This window comes from Paraburkholderia terrae (genome assembly GCF_002902925.1).
GTDB lineage: Bacteria > Pseudomonadota > Gammaproteobacteria > Burkholderiales > Burkholderiaceae > Paraburkholderia > Paraburkholderia terrae.
On sequence record NZ_CP026111.1, the window covers coordinates 2,014,947 to 2,041,707 of the forward strand.

Genomic DNA, 26,761 nt, shown 5'->3' on the forward strand with positions numbered 1-26,761 from the left:
TCGTCGAGCCACAATGGCCCGCGTCATGTCCGCTATGCGGCACGCCAGCGGTAGCTCGTCGCCCACATCGGGTGGACGACGCTGGCGGTTCCCGTTCGCAGCGCTCGCGTCACAGCTTATTTCTGGAAGGAAACACAATGAAGTCGATCGAACGGCGCGCGCGCCATCCTCTTGTCTCCCACGCGATCCGTGCTGCGGCGCTGCCGCTTGCCGCACTCGCGATTGCGAGCCTTGGCGCATGCGCGTCGTCGAACGAAACGAAGCTGATCAACCTGCCCAACGGCGAAACCGGCTTCGCGGTCAGCTGCAGCGGCGCGGACGCGAGTTCGAGTTGGGCATCGTGTTACGTACTGGCGGGCAAAGCGTGCGGCGCGACGGGTTACGACATCGTTTCGAAGGACAACGACGATGGTGGCCTAGCCGGCGGCAGCGTCACGAACGTGGTGTCGGCGAGCGTGAAAAACCGTTCGATGGTGATTCGCTGCAAGTGATCCACTAGCTGCCAGCGCCACGCGGCGTCAGTGCGCCTGCATCTTCGAGAACAGGTTGAGCACGACGACACCAGCGACGATCAGGCTCAAGCCCGCGACAGCCGCAAGATCCGGCACCTGCCGATACATCACGATCGCGACCAGCGTGATCAGCACGATCCCAACGCCGGACCAGATCGCATACACGATGCCGACGGGCAGGCTCTTCAGCGTGAGCGACAGGCAGTAAAACGAAATGCCGTAGCCGAGCAGCACGACGAGCGCGGGCACGAGCCGCGTGAAGCCTTCCGACGCGCGCAGCGCCGAGGTCGCGATCACTTCGGCGACGATGGCGATGCCGAGCAGTGCATAGGGCGGCACACGCATGCGTCAGGCCTTCGCAAGCGCGAGCTTGCTGTAGTCGTGGCCGAGTTGCGCGCACAGCGCCTCGACGACGAGTTCGTGATCTCCACGTTGCGGCAGGCCCGACACCGTCACCGATCCGATTACACCCGCGCCCTTCACGGTCAGCGGAAACGCGCCGCCATGCGATGCGTAATCCGCCTCGGGAAGACTGTGTTTGTCGGCGAGCGTCGCGTTCGACTGTTGCAGCTTCAGCCCGATGGCATACGAGCTGCGGCGGAAATGCGCGACCGTGTTGCCCTTGCGGCGCGCCCAGTTGACGTTGTCCGGCGTCGCTCCTTCCAGCAACGAGAAGAACATGGGCTGGCCGAACGTGCGGATATCGATGGCGATCGCAAGGCCGCGTGCTTTCGCGACCTCACGCAGATACGCGCCGAGTTGCCACGCGGTGTCGGCATCGAAGTGAGGGAAGACAAGCGAGTGTTCCTGCGCAGCAATCGACTGCAAATCGTGAGCGATGTCCATGGCGTGTCGAGAGAGCATTGATGAATGCGGTGCCGCACGTGATATGAAGCTGGGCGCAGCACCGAAGAACGGCGATTCTAGCGCACGTGTTGTGTACTACGTGGCCATGCTCTCACAGTAACGACGGGCATTCGATGCGCCTTCTACGCACTTGTCGCGGTAAGCCAGATCACCGTCGCTTTCCGCACTTTCATGTCGATCCTTAAAAACTGATTGCATTGAGCATGCGGTTGCCCTATAATCTTTTCTTCGACGGACGCGGGGTGGAGCAGTCTGGCAGCTCGTCGGGCTCATAACCCGAAGGTCGTAGGTTCAAATCCTACCCCCGCAACCAGTACTCACTGGTTATATGTTCCAAGTGTGATCAAGCCGTCGCACCATCAAACCCGCCCATGGCGGGTTTTTTGTTTTGCGGGTCGCCCTTCGCTTCAACACGAAATCATCACGCGCGCGCGACGCTCACGTCGTCCGCCTCCGTCATCGTCACGCCGCTCCCCGGTGATACACTCCCATCACCGTTTCCCATCCCTTTCCTATGAAATTCTGTTCCGTCTGCGGCCACGCAGTGAGCCTGAGCATTCCGCCCGGCGACAACCGTGAGCGCTTCGTCTGCGCGAGCTGCGGCACCGTGCACTATCAGAATCCGCGCAACGTGGTCGGCACCGTTCCCGTCTGGGACGACAAGGTGCTGCTGTGCCGGCGCGCGATCGAGCCGCGCTACGGCTACTGGACCCTGCCCGCAGGTTTCATGGAAATGGGCGAGACCACCTCGGAAGCCGCCTCGCGCGAAACGCTGGAAGAAGCCGGTGCGCGCGTCGAAGTGCAGAACCTGTACACGCTGCTTAACGTGCCGCACGTGCATCAGGTGCATCTGTTCTATCTCGCGCGGCTACTCGATCTCGACGTCGAAGCAGGCGAAGAGAGCCTGGAAGTGCGCCTCTTCGAAGAGCACGAAATTCCATGGAACGACATCGCGTTCCCGACCGTCGCGCAAACCTTACGCTTCTTCTTCACCGACCGCGCGTCGGGCAACTACGGTCTGCACACGGGCGACATCTTCCGCTCGCTGCGCGACGGCTGACCACAACGACAGCTGTCGCATGGTTCCCTGGCTAGGCCCCGACGATCCGTTTCCGCCCGTCGAACGCGCGCTGTCCACAGCGAGCGGCGCGCCGGGCCTGCTCGCGGCAAGCGCGGACCTGCTGCCGTCGAGGCTCATCGACGCGTACCGGCGCGGTATTTTTCCGTGGTATTCGGACGGTCAGCCCGTGCTCTGGTGGACACCCGACCCGCGCATGGTCCTGCGTCCACGCGAGTTCAAGATCTCCCCTTCGCTGAAAAAGACACTCAAGCGCGTGCTGCGTGACGACGCGTGGGAAATCCGCGTCGACGCCGATTTCCCCGCCGTGATGCGCGCCTGCGCGCTCGCGCCACGTCACGGCCAGCGCGGCACCTGGATCACGTCGGACGTGATCGACGCTTACACGGCATTGCACCGCCGGGGCGAAGCGCACAGCATCGAAACGTGGCACGAGGGAAAGCGCGTCGGCGGATTGTATGGCGTGTCGTTCGGCAAAATGTTCTTCGGCGAATCGATGTTTGCGGACGTCACCGATGCATCGAAAATTGCGCTCTCCGCGCTCGTCTTCCACTTGCGACGTCACGAAATAGAAATGATAGACTGCCAGCAGAACACGTCGCATCTGGCGTCGCTGGGCGGCCGCGAGATCGCGCGCAAGGCGTTCGTCGCGCATGTGCGCGCGAACGTCGACGCGGCGCCGATCCCTTGGTCGTTCGACAAGACCGTCGTGCGCGATCTTTTTGCGCCGGCGGTGTGATGCGCAGCGTCGTCGAGGGCCGACGCCACGTGAACGATGACAATCGCCATGGACGCGTCCGCCGGGCACGCTGCACACTACCGTTGAGCAGCGTGCCGGATTGGCAAATCCAGAAACGCTTCGAGAGCTGCTAACGTGACTCACCCGAATGAGCTGCCGCTTTCACCGCTTTCGGCGCTGCAATTCTATGCAACAGCGCCTTACCCTTGCAGTTATCTGGAAGGGCGCGTCGCGCGCTCGCAGGTTGCGACGCCCAGCCATCTGATCAACTCCGACGTCTATACCGAACTCGTGCGCGCAGGCTTTCGCCGCTCGGGCGTGTTCACGTACCGGCCATACTGCGACGGCTGCCGCGCGTGCGTCCCCGTGCGCGTGCCCGTCGAACGCTTCACGCCGAACCGCACGCAGCGGCGCGTCTGGAAACGGCACGGCAACCTGATCGCGACCGTCGCGCCGCTGCATTACGACGAAGAGCACTACGCGCTCTACATGCGCTATCAGTCGGCGCGCCACGCGGGCGGTGGCATGGACCGCGACAGCCGCGACCAGTACGAACAGTTCCTGTTGCAAAGCCGGATCAATTCGCGCCTCGTCGAATTCCGTGAGCCCGCCAATCCCGGTTACGCGGGCCATCCCGACATGCCCGGCACGCTGCGCATGGTCAGCATGATCGACATCCTCGGCGACGGGCTGTCGTCGGTGTATACGTTCTTCGATCCCGACCTGCCGCACACGAGCTTCGGCACCTACAACATCCTCTGGCAGATCGAGCAGGCGCGCAGCCTCAAGCTGCCGCACGTGTATCTCGGCTACTGGATTCGCGAAAGCCCGAAGATGGCCTACAAGGCCAATTTCACGCCGCTCGAAGGGCTTTTCGACGGCACATGGAAGGTGCTCGACCCCACCGCGCTGGATCTCTCCCCCGTCGATGCCGCGAAAGCGGGCGTGCGTGGCATACGCGGCGAACGAGGCTGATTGCTCGCGTGGCGTAGCGGATTCGCGGCCGCCCGCGCGTCCCGACGCGCTTCAAAACCGAAACGTCGATAGCCGCCGCGCCGAACCGTTAAAATAGCGGGTTCTCATTTTCAGCCGCCAGGCGCCCCGCCGTGTTCAGTTCCCTCTATCCGCTCGTACGCGCCCAACTCTTCCGCATGGACGCGGAAGACGCCCACCATCTCACCCTGCGCATGCTCGGCGCGGCCGGACGCACCGGACTCGCGGGCGCGCTCGCGCCGCACGTGCCCGATTCGCCGCGCACCGTGATGGGGCTGACGTTCAGGAACCCGGTCGGCCTCGCGGCAGGTCTCGACAAGGATGGCGCGTGTATCGACGGTCTCGCGGCACTCGGTTTCGGCTTCATCGAAGTCGGCACCGTGACGCCGCGTGCGCAGCCGGGTAATCCGCGTCCGCGCATGTTCCGCCTGCCGCAGGCGAACGCCGTGATCAACCGGATGGGCTTCAACAACGCGGGCGTCGACCAGTTCGTGAAGAACGTGCAGGCCGCGCGCTATCGCGGCACGCTCGGGCTGAACATCGGCAAGAACGCCGACACGCCGATCGAGCGCGCCGCCGACGACTACCTGTATTGCCTCGAGCGCGTCTATCCGTTCGCGAGCTACGTGACCGTCAACATCTCGTCGCCGAACACGAAGAACCTGCGCCAGTTGCAAGGCGCGGACGAACTCGACGCGCTGCTCGCCGCGCTGAAGGACAAGCAGCAGCGCCTGGCCGATCTGCACGGCAAGCTCGTGCCGCTCGCGCTGAAGATCGCGCCGGATCTCGACGACGAGCAGATCAAGTCGATCGCCGATACGTTGCTGCGTCACCGGTTCGAAGGCGTGATCGCGACCAACACGACGCTCTCGCGCACTGCCGTGCAAGGCCTGCCGCACGCCGACGAAGCGGGTGGCCTGTCGGGGCGTCCGGTGTTCGATGCATCGAATGAGGTGATCCGCAAGCTGCGCGTGGAAGTCGGCAGCGAGGTGCCCATCATCGGCGTGGGCGGGATTTTCTCGGGCGCGGACGCGCAGGCGAAACTCGATGCGGGCGCATCGCTCGTGCAGCTCTACACGGGCTTCATCTATCGCGGCCCTGCCCTCGTCGCCGAGTGCGCGCAGGCGCTTGCGAAACGCCGTTCCTGAGCGAAACCGCGTCGCGAACGAACACCGCTAGCGGTGCAACTTCAACGCGCCGCCACCGCATCGAGCGGCGTGCCGAACCGGTCGAAGCGCGGCTTGTAGAAGTGATCCGGGTCGAGTGAAAACGCAACACGGCGCGTGCGGCCCATCAGCTCTTCACGCGGGAAGAAGCCGAAATAGCGTGAATCCGCGCTGTCGTCGCGATTGTCGCCGAGCATCAGATATTCGCCCGCGGGCACCGTCACCGGGTCGAACGAGCGGCGCGGGCTCGGCGCGACTTCCGAGAGCCGCACGACATGCGCGACGCCCGCGAAACGCTCAGTGAGATAGTCGCCGGGTGAAGTGGCGTCGCCGGGCAGCGGCGCGAGCGCAAGCGGCTGGTAGCTCGCGCGCACGCCGTTCACGTACAGCACGTTGTCGCGCATCGCGACGATATCGCCGGGCAGGCCGATCAGGCGCTTCACGATCAGCTCGTGCGCGGCGGATGAATCGATCGTCACGATGTCGCCGCGCTGCGGGTCATGCAGATGGGCGATCGCAATGTGCGTGAGCGGCACGCGCAGATCGTAAGCCATCTTGTCGACGAGAATGCGGTCACCCTCGCGGATGGTCGGCAGCATCGAGCCGCTCGGCACGACGTTCCAGTCGGCGATCGCGCTGCGAAACAGCACCATCAGAACGATAAACGCGACGAGACTCTTGTACTCGCGCCACAGTCTGGCCAGCATGCGCATCATCGCGCTCCTCGAAACAGCTTGTCTACGGAAGGGAAACGAAACCAGCGGGCCTGGTTTTCAGGCGTACACAGGGCCGAACACCCACCGTCCACACCCGCACCGGCCGCGACGATCCTATCATTGCGCGCGCCCGTCACGCAGCGTCACTCGCATGGAAACCTGAGCCCCAGTGCCGCGCGCGCCGCATCGGCCATTTCGATCATCTGGCGCGACTTCGCGTGCGTCATGATGGGACTTTCGAGCGCGCCGCTGCGAATCAGCTCGCAGAAGTGCGCGGTCTCGTAGTTCAGGCCGCCGCCTTCGAACGGCGCATCCAGTTCGACGACATGTCCGTCCACGTAGCGCACCGTCGCGCGCGCCGGGTTCCACCAGTTCTCGTGAATCGTGACATGGCCCAGCGTGCCCGCGATGAACGCATCGCCCTTGCCAAACAGGTCCAGTCCGCAAAAGATCTGCGCAATGCCGTTTTCGTGGCGGCTGTTGAGGCTCGCGAACGTATCGACGCCCGTGCGCCCGAGCCGTCCCAGCGTCTGCACGTCGAGCGGCGCGCCGAGCCAGTCGACGGCCAGAAACATCTCGTAGATACCGATATCGAGCAGTGCGCCGCCCGCCTGCTCGAGCGACAGCGACGGATGATCGTCGGGCACGCCCGGCACCGAGCAGCCGGCGCGCACGAGGCCGATCGCACCGATGGGATCGTCCGCGAGATGGGCGCGCAGCTTCCTGTAGAGCGGATAGAACGGCGGCTTCATCGCTTCCATGAAGAGCCGTTGCGACGCGCGCGCACTGTCGATCACGCGATCGAGTTGCGCCGCGTTGACCGTCGCGGGCTTTTCGCAAAGCACATGAATGCCGGCTTCGAGCGCGGCCGTCGCGTAGTGCGCGTGGCTGTCCTGCATCGTCGCGATATAGAGCGCGTCGATGCCGCTTTGAAGGAGTGCGTCGAAACTGTCGAGCGCCTGTCCGCCATGTTGCTGCGCAAACGTTTCAGCGGGAGCGCGGCGGCGGGACCAGACTGCTGTCAGCCGCGTGTCGGGGACATGCGCGAGGCTTTGCGCGAAACGATGGGCGATGCGGCCTGTGCCAACGATGCCCCAGCGTAACGTCGCGGGATGCCCGGAATGGTGGTGGGTTGCTGCGTTATTCATCGGTCGCAAAAAGGGTGTCCATCCAGTGAGTGACAGCCGACATTGTCGCCGATGTCGCGTATCACTTCGTCGGACTCGCCTTCGCACGGCCTGGGGTGCTACCGGTGCTGCCGGGTGAAACCTGTTGAAACTCAGCTGCCCTGCCTCGTCCTGTTGCTATGCCGCAGCGTCCGGCATGGCACCGCTCAGGCGGCTCATCGAGAAATCGATCAACGCAATCGACGCAGTTTCCGCTTCCTTCGCGTCGTGCCGCTCGATCGCCTCGACCACCCGCGAGTGCAACCGCACCGTTTCCTCCCACGCGCTGTGCGGCAGATCGACCAGCGGTTTCAACGCGGATAGCGCACCGCGAATGATCGCCGCCATCTGCTGGAAGAACTGGTTGCCGCTCGCAATTACGATGCGCGTATGCAGTACTTCATCCGCAGTCTGATGCCCGGGTTCGCCAGGCGGGCTGTTGCGGAAAGCCTCGAACGCATCGCGGATCGCGGCGATGTCCGAGGCGTTGCCGCGCGTGGCCGCCTGTGCAGCGGCGCGCGGTTCGATCAGCACGCGGAACTCGATCACGTCGCGCAAGAACGTCGGATCGGGCTTCGCACGAAAGCGCCAGTTCACGACGTCCTCGTCGATCATGCGCCAGTCGTGCATCGGCCTGATACGCGTGCCGATCTTGGGCCGCACGTCGAGCATGTGACGGGCGAGCAGCATCGACAGCGCCTCGCGCATCACCGTGCGGCTGACGTCGAATTCCTTCGACAATACGTCTTGCGGCGGTAACACCGCACCGTACTTCTCTTCGACGATCCCGGTCACAAGACCATCCATGACCTTGCTGACCAAGGAACGTTCTTTATTGGTTTGTTCCATCATCCTTCTCCCCGATGCGGCGTTTCTCGCCTGCGATGAATGTTGATCACGTGCCCTCGTGTCATTTTTTATTTTGTGAACAATACGTTGCGTTGCTTTATCTGGATACGCCAGTCGGGAAATTACTCGACAGGGTATTCCCTCCGATCAATTGTTTCTTTCGTGTAACGCGTCGTGAAGCGAAGTCCGAAGCACATCGCAAACAGCCTGCGAAAATGGGGAAAAATTGCATCGAAAGTACTGCACGCATAGGTCCGATAATCCCTTGCGGTTACATTCGTTACGTTTGTTACCGATCGAATCAATTAGCAGTCCGCATGCAAATTACCAGGGCGTGTCGTCTCTCACCGATTCACCCATTTGATCTGCCCGGCCCGCTTATCGAGCGTACTGCGCACCTTCTTTCCGATAGGCCCTCCTCTCATAGCGCCTGGTCATCCCGTGCAAAGATGCATCACGCTCACTCGAATCACCATGACGTCCATCACGCGTCAATGCTTCGATGCAACACATCTGAGCGCCATTGGAACCGATCTTCAGCGTCCTGCTCTGTACGTGTACACACACTTTCGTCGCGCTTTGGCATGGATGCGAGCCGCGTGCCTGATACCGTGCAGCGCCGTCTCGTTCTGCTTATCGATATCGGAACATATCTACTGTAGTACCTCGCGCATGCACTCTCGCGTTTCCGTGTGGCAACGCACGGACGCCGACGCGTCGCAATCCGTTAAATAGATTCAACCGGCGCCCCCGTCGCGATCGACCATCCCGGATCATCGACTGGCCCTGGCAGCCGCAAGCCCATACGCCGGACTTAAAGCCACTAGCGGCTGGCCTACACTCATTGAGGGCTGCGCTCATGAAAACGGTACTGCGACGCATTCTTTCCGAATGGGCACGGCTCGACGTGCCGCCCGACATGCTCGCCGACGACGCAGACCTCTATGCAGCAGGCCTCTCGGCAATCGGGACTGTCCAGTTGATGCTATCGATCGAAGACGAATTCGACATCGAGATTCCGAACCGCATGCTCACGCGCGACGTCTTTTCGAGCATCGAGTCGCTGGCGGCGGCCGTCACGGAATTGCAGGGGGCTCGAGGCGGCGGCATGAACGCGCCGCTCATTCAGGTGGCGGCTGCAGCTGGAGCGTTCTCGCCCGACACGTTGTAGCAGCCGCGCTCACGTCGAACGCATGCGCTAGCGGGCGTGCTGCTGCCGGTGCAGGTCGTCGTGACCGGCGAACGACTGAACGGTCCCGAGGTGATTCTCATCAATGAGACAAACCGGACACAGACCCTGCAGGTTGAAATAGCCCGGCTGCGTGAGGATGCCGTCAACGTCGCCCATGCGAGGCGCGCGCCCAACAGTGACGTCGCGAGTAACGCATCGCTTTACAAGGTTCCATTTGCCCGAGCGCAACGCTCCACACGCTCTGCCCATACGCCGCCGGGCAGTACCGCAACGACGAAGTACTGGCACTCAACGCGAAAGGTGCAATGTACTACCGCAAAACGTTTGCGCATCCCTGCGGGCTTGCTATCACGCATCCGACTGAAGAATGACGGGGCGCGCCAACACTCCTGCTACGGACGTTGGTATTCGTACGACACAATCGCGCTTTAAAAATCCCGCTCTCCTCCAAAAATCAGTTTTCGGTGCGGCAGCACACTAAATTCATGGAACACATCTGAATCAAATCGCGTTCAGCGCGGAATCACTCTTTGGTGGGCGTTTCGCCCATGTTTCATGCCTGATCGGGGTCAGCAGGCATTCTCCTGGTTATTTTCAACCCATGCAAAATCAGTGAGTTAGCGCCTATAAGTTAAGATGAATTCTCGAATCCACCGACAAATGCCATTGTGCAGTTTTGAAACAAAAAGATACGTTTTAGCCGATTCGACGATATTGTTCGCGACGCTGCGCCGCACCAGCGCTCATTTTCCAGTCGATTGGCACAGTCCTCGCTAGATGATGGGCGCAGTGAAAATGCCAACGTCGATGCAGACATTCAAAACAACCGCATCGACGGATGGTAGACGGGGCCGGTCTGTACGTATCTCGCCGCAAGCCAGGCGGCAAGACATCGGGAAGCGTGCAGCGCTGGGTTAAAAAACAAGGGGTCGTGCAGGGCACGGCTTCATGCGAGGACCGATCATGCTAACGCTTCAATCCGATCTGCACGGCAATCATTTGCTCGGCGCATTGCCATCCCATGAGTGGCAGGCCATTGCCCCTCATCTTGAACTCGTTCATCTGCGCACGGAACAACTGCTGTGCGATTCGGGACAACGTATCCACCACGTCTACTTCCCTACCACGGCCATCATCTCGATGCTGTCGACAATGGAAGACGGCGGCTCCGTCGAGATCGCCGCAGTGGGTCGCGAAGGCATGACGGGCGTGCCCGTGCTGACGGGCGGTGAAACGATGCCGAACCGCGTGCAGGTGCAGTGCTCGGGCTTCGCGTACCGGATGACGGCGCAGGCGCTGCGTCAGCAGTTCGCACGCTCGGATTTCCTGCGTCGCCTGATGCTGCTCTACATGCACGCACTGCTTACCCAGGTCGCGCAGACGGCCGCCTGCAACCGGCATCACTCGTTGAACAAGCAACTTTGCCGGTGGCTGTTGATCGAAGTTGACCGCGTGGCATCGGATGATCTGTCCGTCACGCAACAGTTGATCGCCGACATGCTCGGCGTGCGTCGCGAAGGCATCACGGAAGCGGCCGGCAAGCTGCACAACGACGGCCTGATCCATCACAGCCGCGGCCACATCCGCGTGCTCGATCGCAAGGGTCTCGAAGCGCGCGCATGCGAATGCTACGGGCTCGTGAAACGCGAGTTCGACCGTCTGTTGCCGCGTCTGCGTGAAGCCGAAACGGTGAGTTGAAGTGTGCAGCTGCGGCGATGGTGTCGACGGCCTCGATTGCAGTTTGCGGCACATAGGTTTGCAATCGACAGCTTTGAACAGTTCCGTGAAGAGATAGCGTGCGGCGTCAGCATTGGCCTGGCGATCGCACGCGATAGCGGATCTCATCGCCCAAATGAAGCCAGGTTGCGTGAGATGAGCGTGTGCTAAACCAGCGTTGCGCACGCCTGACGAGCAGCCATGATCGGGCACATCGGTGCAATCGTTGTCGGCAACGCCCATGCGACGGGAATCGATCGCGACATGCGGCTTCGCCCACGCGATCCCGTTCGATTCGAACGACAACGTCCCTGTCGCGTCATCTGGTTGCGCGCCTGCCGCATCTACCCGGCGAATCGCGTTACGCCGATGAACGAGCCAATGAAGTGCGGCGAAGAACATCGAGTTGCAATTTTGATTCAATCTCGTCCCGCCTTGCATTCGCCGTATGCCCGGGGCAACTTCACATCGCCACTCCGTTAGCAATCCCTACCATCTCAGGAATTCGTCGATCCGGAGGCCGCGCTCGGGTGATGGCGTCGCTTGACGCGCGTCACAGCCTCGGAATCTGAAGCTTCCGCCGCAGCTGTTTGATCAGATTCACACCACCGCTTCCGATAACCAGTCGCGCAAACAACAACATCGACCACTTACCCGGAATGACAATATCTTTCAACATAATACTTCCTACGATATGAAACCTTAATACAATGCTCAGGTTCTTGTAAATCAGGACATTAAAAATAAATGAAGAGACATGCCCTCGCGACATAAACCCGTTATATTTCTCGAAAAACACCAGACTCGGCTCACAGCTGACCGCCCTCGATATTTTATTCACACCCCCGTTCAGAGAATACTCCACCAGTGCGTCGTGCAAATAAATGAACGAGCAGCCGGCCATGTCAGCACTAATGGCAAAATCCCAATCCTGATGGCGCCGCAAAGATCCGTCAAAACCAATTAAGGGATAGTGATGACGCCACATCATGATAGATGAGGTTTGAATATATCCGCCATCCAATAAAATGAAGTCGAGCATCGATTGACCGTCATAGGGAGTCCGGTTGCCCGGTAAACATCGGATCCCGTCGGTTAGCGTCACGTTGCTGAACAACACTTTCACTTCGTTCACGGAAGGCTTGGGGCCAAAGGCAGCGATGCATCGTTCGAGTTTGTGCGGGAGCCACCGGTCGTCAGCATCCAGAAAGGCAATCAGGTCACCGGTCGCTTCTTCGATGCCCCGGTTTCGGCACCACGCCGCCCCGCGATTCACGGTCTCGCGGATCAGCCGCAATGGGATCTGATTTCCGCAATGACTCGGCAATTCGAACTGCAACCCGGACGCATCATCTATAACAATAATTTCCCGCGGAACAACTGTCTGGAGGGATATTGATTCTATCGCCACCCAAAGCAAATCAAGGCTATTGTAGTGTGGAATTATCACACTTACAGTATGGACATCGTCAAAATCACGCCCCATGCTACACCCCGAATTTTATCTTCGATAATCCCTTACATAGAGCGAAATTATCCGATTTCACCTGCCACATCTAATTACACAGACCTTGCCAACACTTTACTGATTACATTATCGATACAGCCATTTATTACACCAATCCTTCCAATAACTTACCAATCACATAATCAATGCTATGGGCGTGCTTTCAGTTCGACGCGGATCTGATCGGCGTACATAGTAAAAACCAGGCCATAACGGATTGGGTCCTTCGTGTCGTAAGTGCCGAGCATGCAGTCTTGCTATTTTCAGAAAGTCCCACGGGCTTCAGTCGGGGCATTTTCCCGATCGTAATGTACTTGCGCCTGTTCGGGCCACGCATGCCGTGCAGCGCCATCGTATCTTCAGGGACGGATCGTAGGACGGTTCCCGACACGATTCCGTGGGTTGCCCAACAATCCCGCCTGGATCGCAATGGCGAGTTGCCGGTAAATGCGGATGAACGAACACGTAGATCGTGTCACGACTGATCGCAAGGGACGCATGTCAACACGCTGATGTTGATCCTGTAGAATCGACCAGCCCCACCGCCAGTCGAGTCCAGGCTTTCAATGTCCTCTTCTCTCCTCACGCCGCCCTCTCCGCAAGAAGTGCATGTCTGGGAGTGGGACCTCGATGTCTGTGCCGGTGAATTTGATCGGCACTGGGAAACGCTATCGGAGGAAGAGCGCGAGCGCGCCAACAAATTCCGCTTCGAACGGCATCGCCGTCGCTACGTGGCAGGCCGAGGCGAACTCAGGCGGCTCCTGAGCCGTTACCTCGGGTTAGCACCGTCGGCGATCACCCTGCGCTATGGCTCGGATGGCAAACCGTTCTGCGCGACCCAGCCTCCTGAGTGGCGTATCTGCTTCAACCTCAGTCACAGCGAGAATGAGGCGGCTCTCGCCATCTCGAACGGTTTCGAGGTCGGCATCGACGTAGAACAGTTCCGACCGATCGAAGAAAGTTTGCCGCTCGAAGTATTCTCCACGCGGGAGCGCGCGCAATTCACCGCCTTACCGGACGCCGAACGGCAGAACGTCTTTTTTGAAAGCTGGGCGCGCAAAGAGGCCTGCCTGAAGGCACTCGGCACTGGCTTCATCCTGCCACCGACTCATTTCGAATTCGATCTTTCCATTCGCGGCGACACGACACCCCGCTTCGTCGGCGGCGAGGCGGAAGAAGCGGCGCATTGGCGCATTTGTGCCCTGTCATCCAGTTCGACCTGTGCGGGAGCGGTGGCAGCACGACACACAGACTGGTCGATCGTCAAAATGAACTGACGGCCGGCGTCTGCGGGCGTGCAGCGCGGCAATTGCTCTACATATAGCATCTCGCACTCCTGCGCCCACCCCCGACCTTGCCTCTCGATATACATCGCAGTACCAACTAAATAGACAGGCGAAAGATACGGCTACCCCATCGACTGGCGGTGTCGTCAAAGCACGTCGACCCGCACGAGCATGCCAAAACGCGGGCCCGCCATTTGTTTCGGGCAAGCGCCATTCCTCTCTTGCCGTCATGCCCCGACGCGGTTTCGCCACGCGCAACACGACTGCCAACCGTTGACTATCGCGTCGAAGCAACCCTCGTCCGGCCGACATTACGCTTACTGGCAGACCCGCTCCCGCCACGCAAGGTAGGTCGGGAGCATCGCCGCGATGCACCTGTTTGCGGCATCGGGAGCGGCTTGGCGCCATTCCGCACGAACTCCTCTGCTCAAAGTGTTGTTGCGTCGCTCGTGTGTGCGACGGCGTACGGATAGGCATCCCGCAGAAGTTTAACTTTCACTTACCGCAAATTTCGCGTTTGAGGCGTGGGACAGGCGTGGATAGCCACGTGCTGCCTGCGCTTCCCGTGACCGGCCCCGCCGATATGAGCGCTAAGCGCCACGCGTGGCTCAGTTCAATACCTTCATCAAACTTCTGGAGACCGGCAGATGTCACATAGAGATGGATATTTGAGCGACTTGCCGGGCGGCGCAGGTCATGGACCTGGCGTAGCGGCGCGCTTCGATGCCGTATGTGGCGAGTTTGGCGATCATCTTGCCGTGATCGACCAGACGGGTGAAGAGCCGTACGCCGCCCTCGGCGAGCGTTCGGCCCGCCTCGCGAGCGTCCTTGCCAGCATGGGACTGGGGCAAGGCGATCGTTGCGCGATCATGGTTCCGCGCAGCCGGGACACGCTGGCCCTGATGCTGGCGATCCTGCGTGTGGGCGCCGTCTACGTGCCGCTGGATCCCGCTTACCCCAAGGCGCAACTCGATTTCATCGTTGCTGACTGTCTGCCCAAACTGATCGTCGCGGAAGGCGCGGCGCTTGCCAGCGTGGGCGACCTGAATGGCGTGTTGATCGATCTGGCCGATATCGTGGCATCGTCGGCGGCTGTCGATCCCGCTCCGCTGCATCCGACGGACCCTGACGACCCGGCGTACATCATGTATACGTCCGGCTCGACGGGCAAGCCCAAGGGCGTGATCGTCCCGCATCGCGCGATTCTGCGCCTGGTGCAGGGTCAGACCTTCACTGCCCTGTCGTCGGAAACGCGCTTCCTCAACCTCGCGCCCCTCGCCTTCGATGCCAGCACGCTGGAGATCTGGGGGCCGCTGCTGAACGGCGGCAGCGCCGCGATCATCAACGAGGTCCAGCCTTCACTCGATACGATCGCCTCCGAAATGGCACGGCTCGGTGTCACGAGTGCGTGGTTCACGGCTGGCCTCTTCAATGCGCTCGCCGACTATCGGCTGGAGGCCTTTCTGCCGCTCAAGGAAGTGCTGACGGGCGGCGACGTGCTGTCGCCCGTGCATATCCGCAAGGTCATGGAGGCCCACCCCGAGCTGCAGATCATCAATGGCTACGGGCCGACCGAGAACACGACTTTCACCTGCTGCTACCGCATTACGCGCGACAGCGAGGCATCAACACATGGCGACGCGATTCCTATCGGCGACGCGATTGCGGGCACGCGGGTCTACATCGTCGACGACAAGCTGGTTCCTGTCGGCGATGGCGAAGTCGGCGAACTCGTCACGGGCGGTGACGGCGTAGCGCTCGGCTACCTCAATCGCCCCGAGCTGACGGCAGAAAAATTCATCGACGACGTCTTCACGCCCGGCGGCAAGCTCTACCGCACGGGTGACCTCGTGCGCCGCCGCGCGGACGGCGCGATTGATTTCCTGGGCCGCAACGATCGGCAGATCAAGATCGCGGGCAAACGCATCGAGCTCGATGAAATCGAACATGCACTGCGTGTCGCGCCCGGCGTAGCCGATGCGGCCGTGGCGGCATTCGAGAGCCGCAGGGGCAAGTCCATCGCCGGCTTCGTGAAGGCCGATGTCGCCGATGCAGCGGCTGCCGCCGTCTTCGTCGACGGGTTGCGCGCGCATCTGAAGGCCGCATTGCCCGACTACATGGTGCCGACGGAGCTGCGTGTCCTGCCGGATTTCCCGCTGACGCCGAATGGCAAGATCGACCGCAAAGCCCTGCTTGCGGGACTCGATACGCCTGTCGCGGCGCCCGCCGAACCCGAGCCGATCGACGACGACATCGCCGGAAAGCTGGCGGCTGTGTTCGAGGGGCTGCTCGGCGACCCCGTCGATCGCCGCTCGAACTTCTTTGATCTCGGACTGCGCTCACTCGATCTGATGCGGGCTCACGCGATCATCGCGCGCGACGTGTCGGCCAAGGTCGCGCTGGTGGATCTGTTCCGCCATCCCAATGTCGAGGCGCTGGCCACGCATCTGCGCGACGCCCTCGGCGTGGCACAGCAAGGGGCCATCCGGCGGCGCCGGGACGTGCAAGACGGCGCTATCGCTGTCGTCGGCATGTCCGGACGCTTTCCTGGCGCGCGCAATGTCCGCGAGTTCTGGGCCAACATCCTCGCGGGGCGCGACTGCATCACGCATTTCGATCTGGCGGAACTGGAAGACAGTTTCGACGATGGCTCTCGCCGCGAAGATCGGTATGTGAAGGCACGGCCGATCCTTCAGGACGTCGATCGCTTCGATGCCGGCTTTTTTGGGGTGCTGGCGCGCGAGGCAGCGCTGACCGACCCGCAACAGCGCCTGTTCCTCGAGATCGCCTGGGAGGCGTTCGAAGATGCCGGCTACGATCCGGCGACGATCGCCGGTGCCGTCGGGGTGTTCGCCGGCACGTCGATGAACACCTACTTCCTCAAGCACGTCCTGACCGATCGTGGCGTGATCGATGAGTTCACGAGCCAGTTCCAGATCGGCGAGTATCAAAAGCTGGTCGGTGCCGGCGATTTCGTCGCCACCCGCACGGCCTACAAGCTCGGCCTCAGGGGGCCCGCCATCTCGGTGCAGACGGCATGTTCTACGTCGCTGACGGCGATTGGCCTTGCCGTAGAGAACCTTCGGGCGGGACGCTGCGACATGGCGCTGGCAGGCGGCGTATCGGTCACCTTCCCGCAGAAGCGCGGCTACTTCTACGAAGAAGGCGGGATGGGCGCGCCCGATGGCGTTTGCCGCCCGTTCGATGCCAACGCGAAGGGCACCGTGTTCGGCAGCGGCGCGGGCGTGGTCCTGCTGAAACGTCTCGAAGACGCCATCGCTGACGAAGACCCCATCTATGCGGTGATCCGTGGTGTCGGCATGAACAATGACGGCTCCGACAAGGTCGGCTTCACTGCGCCTAGCGTCGATGCGCAGGCTCGCGCGATTGCCATCGCGCACGCCGAGGCAGGCATCGATCCCGCCTCTGTTGGCTATATCGAAGCCCACGGCACGGCGACACCGCTCGGCGATCCGATCGAATTCGCGGGCCTCGTGCAGGCATTCCGCCTGGGCGGTGTCGAGGGCGGCCAGTTCTGCGCGCTCGGCTCGGCGAAGGCCAATGTCGGACACCTCGACGCGGCAGCCGGCGTGACGGGTTTCATGGCGGCGGCGCTCGCGCTGCGCAACCGCACGTTGCCGCCGCTCACGCATTTCCATGCGCCGAACCCGGCTATCGACGTGACGAACAGCCCGTTCTTCTTCAACGAGGCTGCGCGTCCCTGGGCTGATGGCTCGACGCCGCGCCGCGCCGGTGTGAGTTCGTTCGGCGTCGGTGGCACGAATGTACACGTGGTGCTGGAAGAAGCGCCGTGCCGTGTCGACGCATCTGAGCAGCAAGACGGGCTGCAGATACTGCCGCTTTCGGCAAAAAGCGCAGCAGCGCTCGAACGCGCGAAGGCCAATCTCGCCAGCCATCTCGCGGTCAATCCCGGCGTCTCGCTCGCCGACGTGGCCGCGACGCTGCAAACGGGTCGCCGTGCCTTCACGCATCGCGCCGTGGTGATCGCCGACAGCCTCGATCAGGCGCAAGCGAAGCTGCAAAAAGGCGCCATCGAAGCACAGGCCCCTCAAGCCACGCCGCCCGTCGTCTTCATGTTCCCCGGCCAGGGCTCGCAATATCCGGGCATGGGCGAAGCGCTCTATCGCACCGAGCGGGTCTATCGCGAATGGATCGACAAGGGCGCCGAGGTGCTAGCTGCGCACGTCGGGCTGGATATCCGCACGCTGATGTTCAGCGAGACCCCGGAAGGCGACGATACCCCGCACCCCATCCGTTCGACGATCTACGCGCAGCCGGCGCTGTTCCTCGTCGAATACGCACTGGCGCAACTTTGGATCTCGCGCGGCGTCAAGCCGACGGCGATGATCGGCCATAGCGTCGGCGAACTGGTCGCAGCGTGCGTGGCCGAGGCGATCGCCTTCGAGGATGCGCTGTACCTCATCGCGAAGCGCGGCGCACTCATGCAGTCGGCCGAACCGGGCGCGATGCTGGTGGTGCGTTTGTCGGAGGCCGATCTCCGGCCCGTTCTGCCCGCCGATGTCGACCTGGCCGCGATCAATGCACCGACGCTCAGCGTGGTGGCAGGCCCCTTCGCCGCCGTCGAGGCGTTCGAGGCCACGCTGAAGGCAAGCGATATCGAGCATCGGCGGCTGCACACGTCTCATGCGTTCCACTCGCGCATGATGTCCGGCGTCGTCGAAGATCTGGCCAGGCTCGCAGATACCCTTTCTTTCGCACGACCGAAGATTCCGTATGTGTCCTCGGTGACGGGCCAATGGGCGTCGATGGATCAGCCCGTACACGGACGTTACTGGGCCGGGCATTGCCGTGACGTGGTGCGCTTCAGCGACGCGCTGACCACGGTGACGGCGGAAGGCAAGCCGCTTCTGCTCGAAATCGGCCCCGGCCGGACGCTGACGACCTTCGCGATGCAAGGATTGCCCAAGGACCGGTATCTGGGCGCGATTGCCTCCCTGCCCGATTTCGCGATGCGCGACCGCGAGCTTGCCTTGCTCGCCGAAGCGACCGGACGCCTGTGGCTGAACGGCGTCACGCCGAACTGGAAAACCGTGCAGCCAGAAGCTGCCCGCCGCGTTTCACTACCGACCTATCCGTTCGAACCGGAACGGCATTGGATCGAAGCGCCTGCAACTGCCTCTTCACGCAACCCCACGACGGAAGCCGCCGCGCTTGCCGCTCCGGCCTCGTCCGACGCCATAACCACCAACTCTCCGACCGCCATGACCAAAACCGTCCAAATCGACCGCAAACCGCGCCTCATCGCCGAACTGGCCTCGCTTCTCGCTGAGATCTCCGGCGAGGCGCCGGATACGTCCGACCCGAACATGACCTTCTGGGACCTCGGTTACGACTCGCTGTTGATGGGACAGGTCTCCCGGCAGCTTCGCCGCCGCTACGACGTCACGATCAGCTTCCGGCAGATCATGAGCGACTATCCGACGCTGCCTGCGCTGGCCCAGTTCCTCGACGGCGCCATGCCGCCCGATCCGGAACAGCCGGCCGTCGTTGAGGCAGCGCCCGTCGTCGAAGCCGCGCCCGTTGCCGTTGCGGCACCCGTCGCCGTCGCGGCTGCGCCTGGCTTCGCCGCGCCCATGATGGCCATAGCCCCGGCCTCGGGCGATGTCCAGTCGGTGATCCGCGACCAGATCGCTGCGATGCAGTCCCTGATGGCGCGTCAGCTCGACGTGCTGCAAGGCGCGCCGCTGGCCGTCCAGCAGCCCGCCGCCGTGATCCAGGCCGCCGCAGCGCCGGTGCAAGTCATTGCGCCCGCGCCCGTCGTCGCAGCCGCAGCGCCCAAGCAATCCGCCGGCCCCGAGATCAAGTTCGAAGAAAATCGCCCGACGCGCTTCACCGCATACAAGCCGGGCGCCACGAACTCGGCGCAGATGACCGATGCGCAGACGGCGTTCATCACGGATCTGACGACCCGTTACTCGGCGAAAACACCCACGTCCAAAGCTCGTACGCAGTCCTACCGTGCCGTGCTTGCCGATCCGCGTACGGCCAGCGGCTTCCGCGAGGAATGGAAAGAGCTGGTCTATCCCATCGTCGCCCAGCGCTCCAAGGGTTCGAAGATCTGGGATGTCGACGGCAATGAATATATCGACATAGTCAATGGCTACGGCCAGACCGCGTTCGGCCATACGCCCGATTTCGTGGTGGACGCCGTCAACGCGCAGATGGCGGAAGGCTTCGCGATCGGACCGCAGTCCCCGCTCGCGGGTGAAGTCGCGCAGATGTTCGCCGACATGACCGGGCATCAGCGCGTCACGTTCTGCAATACCGGTTCCGAAGCCGTGATGGCAGCGATGCGCCTCGCGCGCACCGTGACGGGCAAGGACAAGATCGTCTGCTTCGACGGCGACTACCACGGTCAGTTCGACGAAGTCCTCGTCAAGCCGGGCAGCGAAGCCGGTGTCCCGCGTGCTTTCCCGCTCGCCCCCGGCATCCCGCAGAACTCGGTGGGCAACATGGTCGTGCTGCCCTACGCCAGGTCCGAAAGCCTCGAGTGGATCAAGGCCAACATCGACGATATCGCCGGTGTGCTGTTCGAGCCGGTGCAGTCGCGCCACCCCAATCTGCGGCCGAAGGAATTCGTGCAGCAACTGCGTGAGATCACGGCAGCCAATGAGTCCGCGCTGATCTTCGACGAAGTCGTGACGGGCTTCCGCGTCCATCAGGCCGGCATGCAAGGCTACTGGGGCATCCAGGGCGACATGGCGACCTACGGCAAGGTGGTCGGCGGCGGTCTGCCCGTCGGCGTGCTCGCCGGCACCGCTCAGTTCATGGATGCGCTCGACGGCGGCCAGTGGCAATTCGGCGACGCGTCGGTGCCCGAAGTCCCGCCGACCTTCTTCGCTGGTACGTTCGTGCGTCACCCCGTGGTGCTGGCAGCGATGAAAGCCGTGCTTCTGCACCTGAAGGAAGCCGGCCCGGCGCTGCAGGAAACGCTCGCCGCGCGCATGGACGGGCTCGTGCAGCGTATCAACGGTCATCTGGAGAAAGTCGGCATCGCGGCGCGCGCCGAATCCTTCTCAAGCTGGTTCTATGTCAGCTTTGCAGGCGAAGACCGTCTGGGCAGCCTGTTCTATCCGTATATGCGCTACCTCGGCGTTCACATCATGGAAGGCTTCCCCTGCTTCCTGACGACCAGCCATTCGGACGAGGACATCCGCAAGATCGGCGATGCGTTCATCGAAAGCATCGCCGCGCTCCAGCGCGTCGGCATTCTCGGCAGCACGCAGGAAGCGCCGGCTTCCGTGCCGCAGGCCGAACCGCTGCAACTCACGCAAGCGGCCCTCACCGAACCGCAGAAAGAAATCTGGCTGTCGGCTCAGGTGGGTAACGAAGCCTCGCTCGCGTTCAACGAGTCCTTCACGCTCGAACTGAACGGCAACCTGAACGAAGCCGCTTTCGAACGCGCCTTCGCGGCCACGGTTGCCCGCCACGATGCGCTGCGTGTTCACTTCTCGCGCGTCGGCGACATGATGTTCGCGGACCCGGCGACAACCGTTCCGCTGGAAAAGATCGACCTGTCCGGCCACGCCGATCCGGCCGGACAACTCGCGTCCATCATCGATGCCGAAGCCCGCGAAGTGTTCGACCTCACCCGCGCTCCGCTGGCTCGTGCCGGGCTCGTGCGGCTGGAAAGCCAGAAATCGGCCTTCGTGTTTACCGCCCATCACATCATCTGCGACGGATGGTCGATCAACATCATCCTGCGCGATCTGTCCGCCCTCTACGCGGCTGAAGTGTCGGGCGCACAAGCTGAACTCGACGAAGTGCAAAGCTTTCTCGCCTTCGCCAAGGCGCAGGATGAAGCCGGTGTCGACGCGGACACGCGCGACTTCTGGATGAATCTCCATCGCAACCCCGCGCCGCAGCCCGATTTGCCCGGCGACCGTCCGCGCCCGGAACTCAAGAGCTTCAGCGGCGCTTCGACGACACGCCATCTGGGAGCCGATCTTCTCAAGCAGGTGAAGACCGCTTCGTCGAAGCAAGGCTGCTCGCTGTTCGCCACGCTGTTCGGCGCTGCCCAGGTGCTGTTTGGCCGCCTGTCGAACAATGACGATGTCGTGATCGCCGCACCGATGGCTGGCCAGTCGCAAGCGGGCGAAGCGCTGCTGGTCGGGCACTGCGTCAACTTCCTGCCGCTGCGCGTGAAGTTCGACCGCAACCAGCCTTTCGCCACGCACATGAAGGCGGTGCGCGATCATCTGTACGACGCCGGTGACCGGCAAAACTACACCTATGGCGCGCTGGTGCGCGACCTCGGTGTCAAGCGCGACCTCAACCGGCTGCCGCTGACCGATCTGCAGTTCAATCTGGAGAAGGTCGACGGTGAGCTCGACATGGCGGGCGTGACCACGCGCTTCACGCCGAATGCGAAGGCCTACAGCAACTTCGATCTGTTCCTGAACGTCATCGAATCGGCAAAGGGTCTTCGTCTGGATTGCGACTTCAACACCGACGTCTATGACGAAGCGACGATCCAGCGCTGGCTCGGCTACTACGAAAACGTGCTGACGGCGGTTGCCCGCGATGCCGAAACGACGGTCGCAGCACTGTCGCTGCTCAACGAAGCCGAGATCCATCACCTGCGCGACGAACTGAACGACTCTCAGCGTGCCTACGATCTGTCGCAGACGACTCCGGCGATGATCGCCGCGCAAGCCCGCCAGACGCCCAATGCACCGGCCGTCTCGGATGAGGTCCTGCGCCTGAGCTACGGCGAGCTCGATGCAAGCGCCAGCCAGATCGCCCGCAGTCTCGTGGCGGCAGGGATCGCGCCGCGCGGACGCGTCGCCATCGCGATGGACCGGAGCGTGATGACGGTCGCCGCCATGATCGGCGTGTGGCGGGCCGGTTGCGCCTACGTGCCGCTCGACATGACGATGCCGCCTGCGCGCCTGCGCCAGATCCTCGACGGTGCCGACATCGCCGCCATCCTCACCGATGGCGCTAGCCAGGCCGTGCTGGAACCGGGCGCACACCGCGTGCTGGACCTGGAGACGCTCCTTGCGCAACGCGACGACACAGCCGTGACGCTGCCCAACGTATCGGATGCCGACTCGGCCTACGTGATCTTCACGTCGGGCTCGACGGGCCAGCCCAAGGGCGTGGAAATCGGACATCGCGCGCTGAGCAACTTCCTGCTGTCGATGTCGGAAGCGCCGGGCTTTACGGCTAGAGACCGCATCGTGGCCGTCACGACGTTCTCCTTCGATATTTCCGGTCTCGAGCTGTTCCTGCCGCTGATCGCCGGCGGACAGACCTTTATCGCAGGCCATGCAGAGGTGCGCACCGGCTACGAGCTGGTGAGCCGGCTGAACGAGCAGGCTGCCACCGTTCTCCAGGCGACGCCGTCGCTCTGGCGCATGCTGCTGGAAGCCGGCTTCAAGGTCCCGCAGGGCTTCAAGATCCTGTGTGGCGGTGAGCCGCTGCCGCGCGATCTCGCCGACGCGCTACTGGAGACTGGGGCTGAAGTGTGGAACCTCTACGGTCCGACGGAAACGACGATCTGGTCGTCCGCCTCGCGTGTCGTGGCGAACGGCGCTGTGGTGATCGGCGCACCCCTCGCGAATACGCAACTGCACGTGCTCACCGAAGACCTGCATCTCGCGCCGCAAGGCGTGAGCGGTGAACTGTGGATTGGCGGTGACGGTCTCGCAAAGGGCTATTTCAACCGCCCCGATCTCACCGATGCGGCGTTCAGGTCGGTGGCCATCGAAGGCGCTGCGCCGTGCCGCCTCTACCGCACGGGTGACCTTGCGAAACGCCTCGCCGATGGCTCGCTGCAACAGCTCGGCCGTCGCGACCAGCAGATCAAACTGCGCGGCTTCCGCATCGAGATCGAGGATATCGAGGCTGCGTTGCGCAAGGCGCCCGGCGTGGCCGCCGCTGCCGTCGCGCTGCATACCGTCAGCGACAGTCCGCGTCTGGTGGGCTACATCGTCGAGACGGCTTCTGACAAGACTGACCAGGCAGCCGTCGCCGCGCATGTTGCCGGGCAGTTGCCGGCCTACATGGTGCCGACCCTGTGGATGACGCTCGACGCCCTGCCGCAGACCAGCAACGGCAAGCTCGATCGCAAAGCCCTGCCCGTGCCGACCGCGGACATGGTGGCCGCACCCGTGCGCCATCCGCATGCGGCGCTCAAGGTGGTTCCGCCCGCCCCGATGCCGATCGAACCCGCGGCGGCTGAAGCCATTGCGATCGAACCTGTGGCGGCTGAACCCGTGGCCATGACGCAGACGCAATCCACCATCGCGGCGATCTGGGGTGACGTGCTCGGTCTCCAGCATGTCGGCATCGATCAGCAGTTCTTCAGCCTCGGCGCGGACAGCCTCCAGCTGTTCCGCATCGTCGCGCGAATGAACGAACGCGGACTGGGTGTCGATGCGCGTCAGCTTATGAAGAATCTGACGATCGCCGAACTGGCGGCGAGCCTCGACGGCCCGCCGGCGGACGAGCGGACGGCGGCGCCTGCCGTAGCCCGGCCGTCGATCCTCAATTTCAAGCGCAGAGTTGCGGAGGGAGTCTGAGCGATGAACGGACTGGCCTTTAAGATCGCCCCGACCGACGAGGTCGAAGCCAGCTACGCCGTGTTCCCGGCGACCGCCTGCCAGGTCAGGTTCTGGCATGAGCAAAAGGCGTCGCCGAAGGCCTCCGCGCTCAACATCGCGTTCCGGCTGCAGTTGTCGGGTCCGCTCGATGCCGCGAGTATCGAGCGGGTGCTGCGCGAACTGGTAGCACGGCACGAGGTACTACGTACCGGCTTCCTGATGACGGGTGCGGGGCTGCGACAGCAGGTCTGGAGCCACACGCCCTTCCAGCTCGAAGTGGTCGACCTCACCGGTTTCGATGAAAAGGATGGCCTTGCGGAGGCGGAGCGCGTGGGCGGACAGCAGGCCCGCACGCCTTTCGCATTGTCGTCGCCTTCCTTCTTCCGGGCCGTGTGGTTGCCCCGGTCGGCCACTCAGGGTGAACTGCAGCTGACTTTCCATTCGCTCGTGATGGATGGCTGGTCGTTCGCCATCCTCGTGCGCGAGCTCGTGGAAGGACTTGCCGCCGTCCATGCCGGCCTCGAGCCCGCTTACCCCGATGTCGATCTTCACCACGGCGACTACGCGCTGTGGAAGGAAGAGTTCCTTGCCAGCGGCGCGCTCGATCGCGCCCGCGCCCACTGGCGCCAGGAGCTTCGGGATTTCAGCCGCTTCGATGTTCCCGGCGATCGTCCGCGGCCGCAGGCGCGACGCTTCCAGGGCATCATCCGCTCGATTCTCTTGCCCGGCGCGCTCAGCGACCGGCTGATTGCGGCTGCCAAGGCGCAAGGCGTCACGCTGTTCAGCGTTGCGGCTGCCGGCCTCGCGATGGCGCTGCAAAAGTCGGCCGGGCAGACGAAGGTTGCCATGGGCACCCAGATGTCGGTGCGGGATCAGCAGGAACTCGAGGGCGTGGTCGGGCCGCTGATCAACACGGTGATCCTGCGCCTCGACATGCCTCAAGGCAGCACCGTGGCCGCCGTGACAGCGCAGTGCGGCGCCAAGCTCAGCGACGCCATCGAACATCTGCACCTGCCGTTCGAAGAGATGATGGAGATGGCGGGCGAGGTATCCGATGGGGATCGCCCGCCGCTGTGCTCGGTCAATTTCGCCCTGCAGCAAAGCTTCGTCGGCGGCGGCGATGAAGTTCGCCGGGGCGTTTTCGCTGCAACGACCTCGCCCTCCTTCAACGCGGGCGCGCTCTACGACCTCAACTTCTTCATGGTGCGGCGCCCGGATGGCTGGCGCATCTCGTGTGAAGGCGACACGGATCTCTACGACGTGGCGACCATCGACGGGCATCTGGCGAAGTGGCGCGAGATGCTGGAAACCGTCGAGATCGACGCGAAGCTGCCGGTGGCGCCCGCTGCCGCGAAAGCAACGGCGACATTCGTGGCAGGCGTCGGCAACAGCGGCTTCATGAGTCAGGCCGAACTGGAGGCGAAAGCGCGCAATATCGTGCGCTTCAACGAGAATGCGCCGGGAACGCCCATCATTGCGCTCAACAACATGGCCGTGTTCTATGAACTGGCCCGGCAGATCGGCACCGACCGTCCCATCATCGATATTCCGATGGTGCCGGAAGGCGCCCCGCGCGAGTTCCCGCAGCGTGCTTTCCAGGACGTCGCCGCGGACGCCGTGCGGCTGATCAGGCTGGCCCGGCCCAACGGCCCGTACATCCTGATGGGGCATTGCGTGCTCGGCGCGCTGTCGCTGGAGGCGGCCCATCAACTCAGGCGCGAAGGCGAAACAGTGGAACTCGTCATTCTCAACGACTCGTGGTGCCCGGGTTATCGCGAGTCGATGCCCTGGTACGACCGGCAGTTGCGCAAGATGCAGGTGCGTGCGGACAACATTCCGCGCGACTTCCGCAAGGCCATGCGGGGCGAGACCTCGATGGTCGCCTTCCTCAATCAGTATCGGATCGTTCGCTGGCTCGGCATTGCCAAGCTTGCTCTCAAGCTCGGCCTGATTCAAGGCAATGCTTCGGAGCATATGGTTTCAGAGAATCGCTGGTACATCGAATATCTGCTGGCGCAGCAGGCGCGGTATTGCCCTGCCCCCTATGACGGCGACGTGCAGATCTTCCGCAGTGGCCAGGTGCTCAATGGACGCCTGTTCGCGCGGGACCTGGGATGGGGGGCGGTAGTGACAGGCAAACCGGGTAACCTGGTGGTCACCGAGGTTCCGGGCATGCACGACCAGATCTTCCGCTCGGCCGGCGCGGCTGTGATCGGCAAGCAACTGCGTGAGCGTCTGGCGCGGATCGGGGAGAACAGCGCTGAAGCCAATGTTGGCGAAGAGGACGCTCCCGCAGCATATCTGAGCCGCGCCAAGGCTTAGAACCCACTTCATAAGGACTGCACCTCGGTTCACGAAGGATTCGTGAACCGATGCAGCACCCAC

16 protein-coding genes, 1 tRNA gene and 1 pseudogene are annotated in these 26,761 nt (G+C 62.7%); 11 read left to right on the forward strand and 7 right to left on the reverse strand.

What is annotated here, in order from left to right; translation table 11 throughout:
* Positions 1-137: 137 nt before the first annotated feature.
* The gene (locus C2L65_RS09015) at positions 138-491 is read left to right on the forward strand and encodes a hypothetical protein (protein WP_036005681.1); all 354 of its coding nucleotides are present in this window, start codon (positions 138-140) and stop codon (positions 489-491) included.
* A gap of 27 nt (positions 492-518) precedes the next feature.
* Here the strand turns inward: C2L65_RS09015 and C2L65_RS09020 are convergent, their stop codons facing one another.
* Positions 519-857, reverse strand: a complete 339-nt coding sequence (locus C2L65_RS09020) for a DMT family transporter (RefSeq protein ID WP_007588046.1) — start codon at positions 855-857, stop codon at positions 519-521.
* Positions 858-860: 3 nt separating this feature from the next.
* Positions 861-1,358: a heme-degrading domain-containing protein gene (locus C2L65_RS09025; protein WP_042310100.1), complete on the reverse strand. Its 498-nt coding sequence runs from the start codon at positions 1,356-1,358 to the stop codon at positions 861-863.
* A gap of 257 nt (positions 1,359-1,615) precedes the next feature.
* On the opposite strand from C2L65_RS09025, the gene C2L65_RS09030 reads away from it, so the two are divergent.
* The 5 genes from C2L65_RS09030 to C2L65_RS09050 all read left to right on the forward strand — a co-directional run bounded on the left by C2L65_RS09030 (position 1,616) and on the right by C2L65_RS09050 (position 5,337).
* Positions 1,616-1,692: transfer RNA gene (locus C2L65_RS09030), tRNA-Met, on the forward strand.
* 201 nt (positions 1,693-1,893) lie between these two features.
* Positions 1,894-2,439: an NUDIX hydrolase gene (locus tag C2L65_RS09035; RefSeq protein ID WP_007737311.1), complete on the forward strand. Its 546-nt coding sequence runs from the start codon at positions 1,894-1,896 to the stop codon at positions 2,437-2,439.
* Between the two features lie 19 nt (positions 2,440-2,458).
* Positions 2,459-3,196 carry a leucyl/phenylalanyl-tRNA--protein transferase gene (gene aat, locus C2L65_RS09040; RefSeq protein ID WP_042310098.1) on the forward strand — a complete coding sequence of 246 codons (738 nt, stop codon included), beginning with the start codon at positions 2,459-2,461 and terminating at the stop codon, positions 3,194-3,196.
* Positions 3,197-3,331: 135 nt separating this feature from the next.
* A complete protein-coding gene (locus tag C2L65_RS09045; RefSeq protein ID WP_042310095.1) occupies positions 3,332-4,171 on the forward strand; it encodes an arginyltransferase in 840 nt (279 codons plus the stop codon).
* 131 nt (positions 4,172-4,302) lie between these two features.
* Entirely contained in the window at positions 4,303-5,337 is a 1,035-nt protein-coding gene (locus C2L65_RS09050) for a quinone-dependent dihydroorotate dehydrogenase (protein WP_042310092.1), read from the forward strand.
* 41 nt (positions 5,338-5,378) lie between these two features.
* Here C2L65_RS09050 and lepB read toward each other — a convergent pair whose 3' ends face one another.
* The 3 genes from lepB to C2L65_RS09065 all read right to left on the reverse strand — a co-directional run bounded on the left by lepB (position 5,379) and on the right by C2L65_RS09065 (position 8,086).
* Positions 5,379-6,068, reverse strand: a complete 690-nt coding sequence (gene lepB / locus C2L65_RS09055; protein ID WP_042310166.1) for a signal peptidase I — start codon at positions 6,066-6,068, stop codon at positions 5,379-5,381.
* A gap of 146 nt (positions 6,069-6,214) precedes the next feature.
* Positions 6,215-7,219, reverse strand: a complete 1,005-nt coding sequence (locus tag C2L65_RS09060) for a Gfo/Idh/MocA family protein (RefSeq protein WP_042310090.1) — start codon at positions 7,217-7,219, stop codon at positions 6,215-6,217.
* Positions 7,220-7,375: 156 nt separating this feature from the next.
* Positions 7,376-8,086, reverse strand: a complete 711-nt coding sequence (locus C2L65_RS09065; protein WP_007588056.1) for a FadR/GntR family transcriptional regulator — start codon at positions 8,084-8,086, stop codon at positions 7,376-7,378.
* A gap of 859 nt (positions 8,087-8,945) precedes the next feature.
* Here C2L65_RS09065 and C2L65_RS09070 point away from each other — a divergent pair.
* Positions 8,946-9,185: pseudogene (locus C2L65_RS09070) on the forward strand (acyl carrier protein); the annotation flags it as partial.
* A gap of 99 nt (positions 9,186-9,284) precedes the next feature.
* Here the strand turns inward: C2L65_RS09070 and C2L65_RS45440 are convergent.
* Complete coding sequence (locus C2L65_RS45440) at positions 9,285-9,434, reverse strand: hypothetical protein (protein WP_156132334.1); 150 nt, start codon at positions 9,432-9,434, stop codon at positions 9,285-9,287.
* A gap of 807 nt (positions 9,435-10,241) precedes the next feature.
* Here C2L65_RS45440 and C2L65_RS09075 point away from each other — a divergent pair.
* Complete coding sequence (locus C2L65_RS09075; protein ID WP_007588058.1) at positions 10,242-10,976, forward strand: Crp/Fnr family transcriptional regulator; 735 nt, start codon at positions 10,242-10,244, stop codon at positions 10,974-10,976.
* A 571-nt stretch (positions 10,977-11,547) separates the two neighbouring features.
* Here the strand turns inward: C2L65_RS09075 and C2L65_RS09080 are convergent.
* A complete protein-coding gene (locus tag C2L65_RS09080; protein ID WP_042310087.1) occupies positions 11,548-12,480 on the reverse strand; it encodes a glycosyltransferase family 2 protein in 933 nt (310 codons plus the stop codon).
* 587 nt (positions 12,481-13,067) lie between these two features.
* Here C2L65_RS09080 and C2L65_RS09085 point away from each other — a divergent pair.
* From C2L65_RS09085 to C2L65_RS09095, 3 genes are all read left to right on the forward strand, one after another.
* Entirely contained in the window at positions 13,068-13,778 is a 711-nt protein-coding gene (locus tag C2L65_RS09085) for a 4'-phosphopantetheinyl transferase family protein (RefSeq protein ID WP_042310085.1), read from the forward strand.
* Positions 13,779-14,434: 656 nt separating this feature from the next.
* The gene (locus C2L65_RS09090; RefSeq protein WP_042310084.1) at positions 14,435-24,355 is read left to right on the forward strand and encodes a hybrid non-ribosomal peptide synthetase/type I polyketide synthase; all 9,921 of its coding nucleotides are present in this window, start codon (positions 14,435-14,437) and stop codon (positions 24,353-24,355) included.
* A 3-nt stretch (positions 24,356-24,358) separates the two neighbouring features.
* Positions 24,359-26,698, forward strand: a complete 2,340-nt coding sequence (locus C2L65_RS09095; RefSeq protein WP_042310083.1) for a condensation domain-containing protein — start codon at positions 24,359-24,361, stop codon at positions 26,696-26,698.
* The last annotated feature ends 63 nt before the right edge of the window (positions 26,699-26,761 follow it).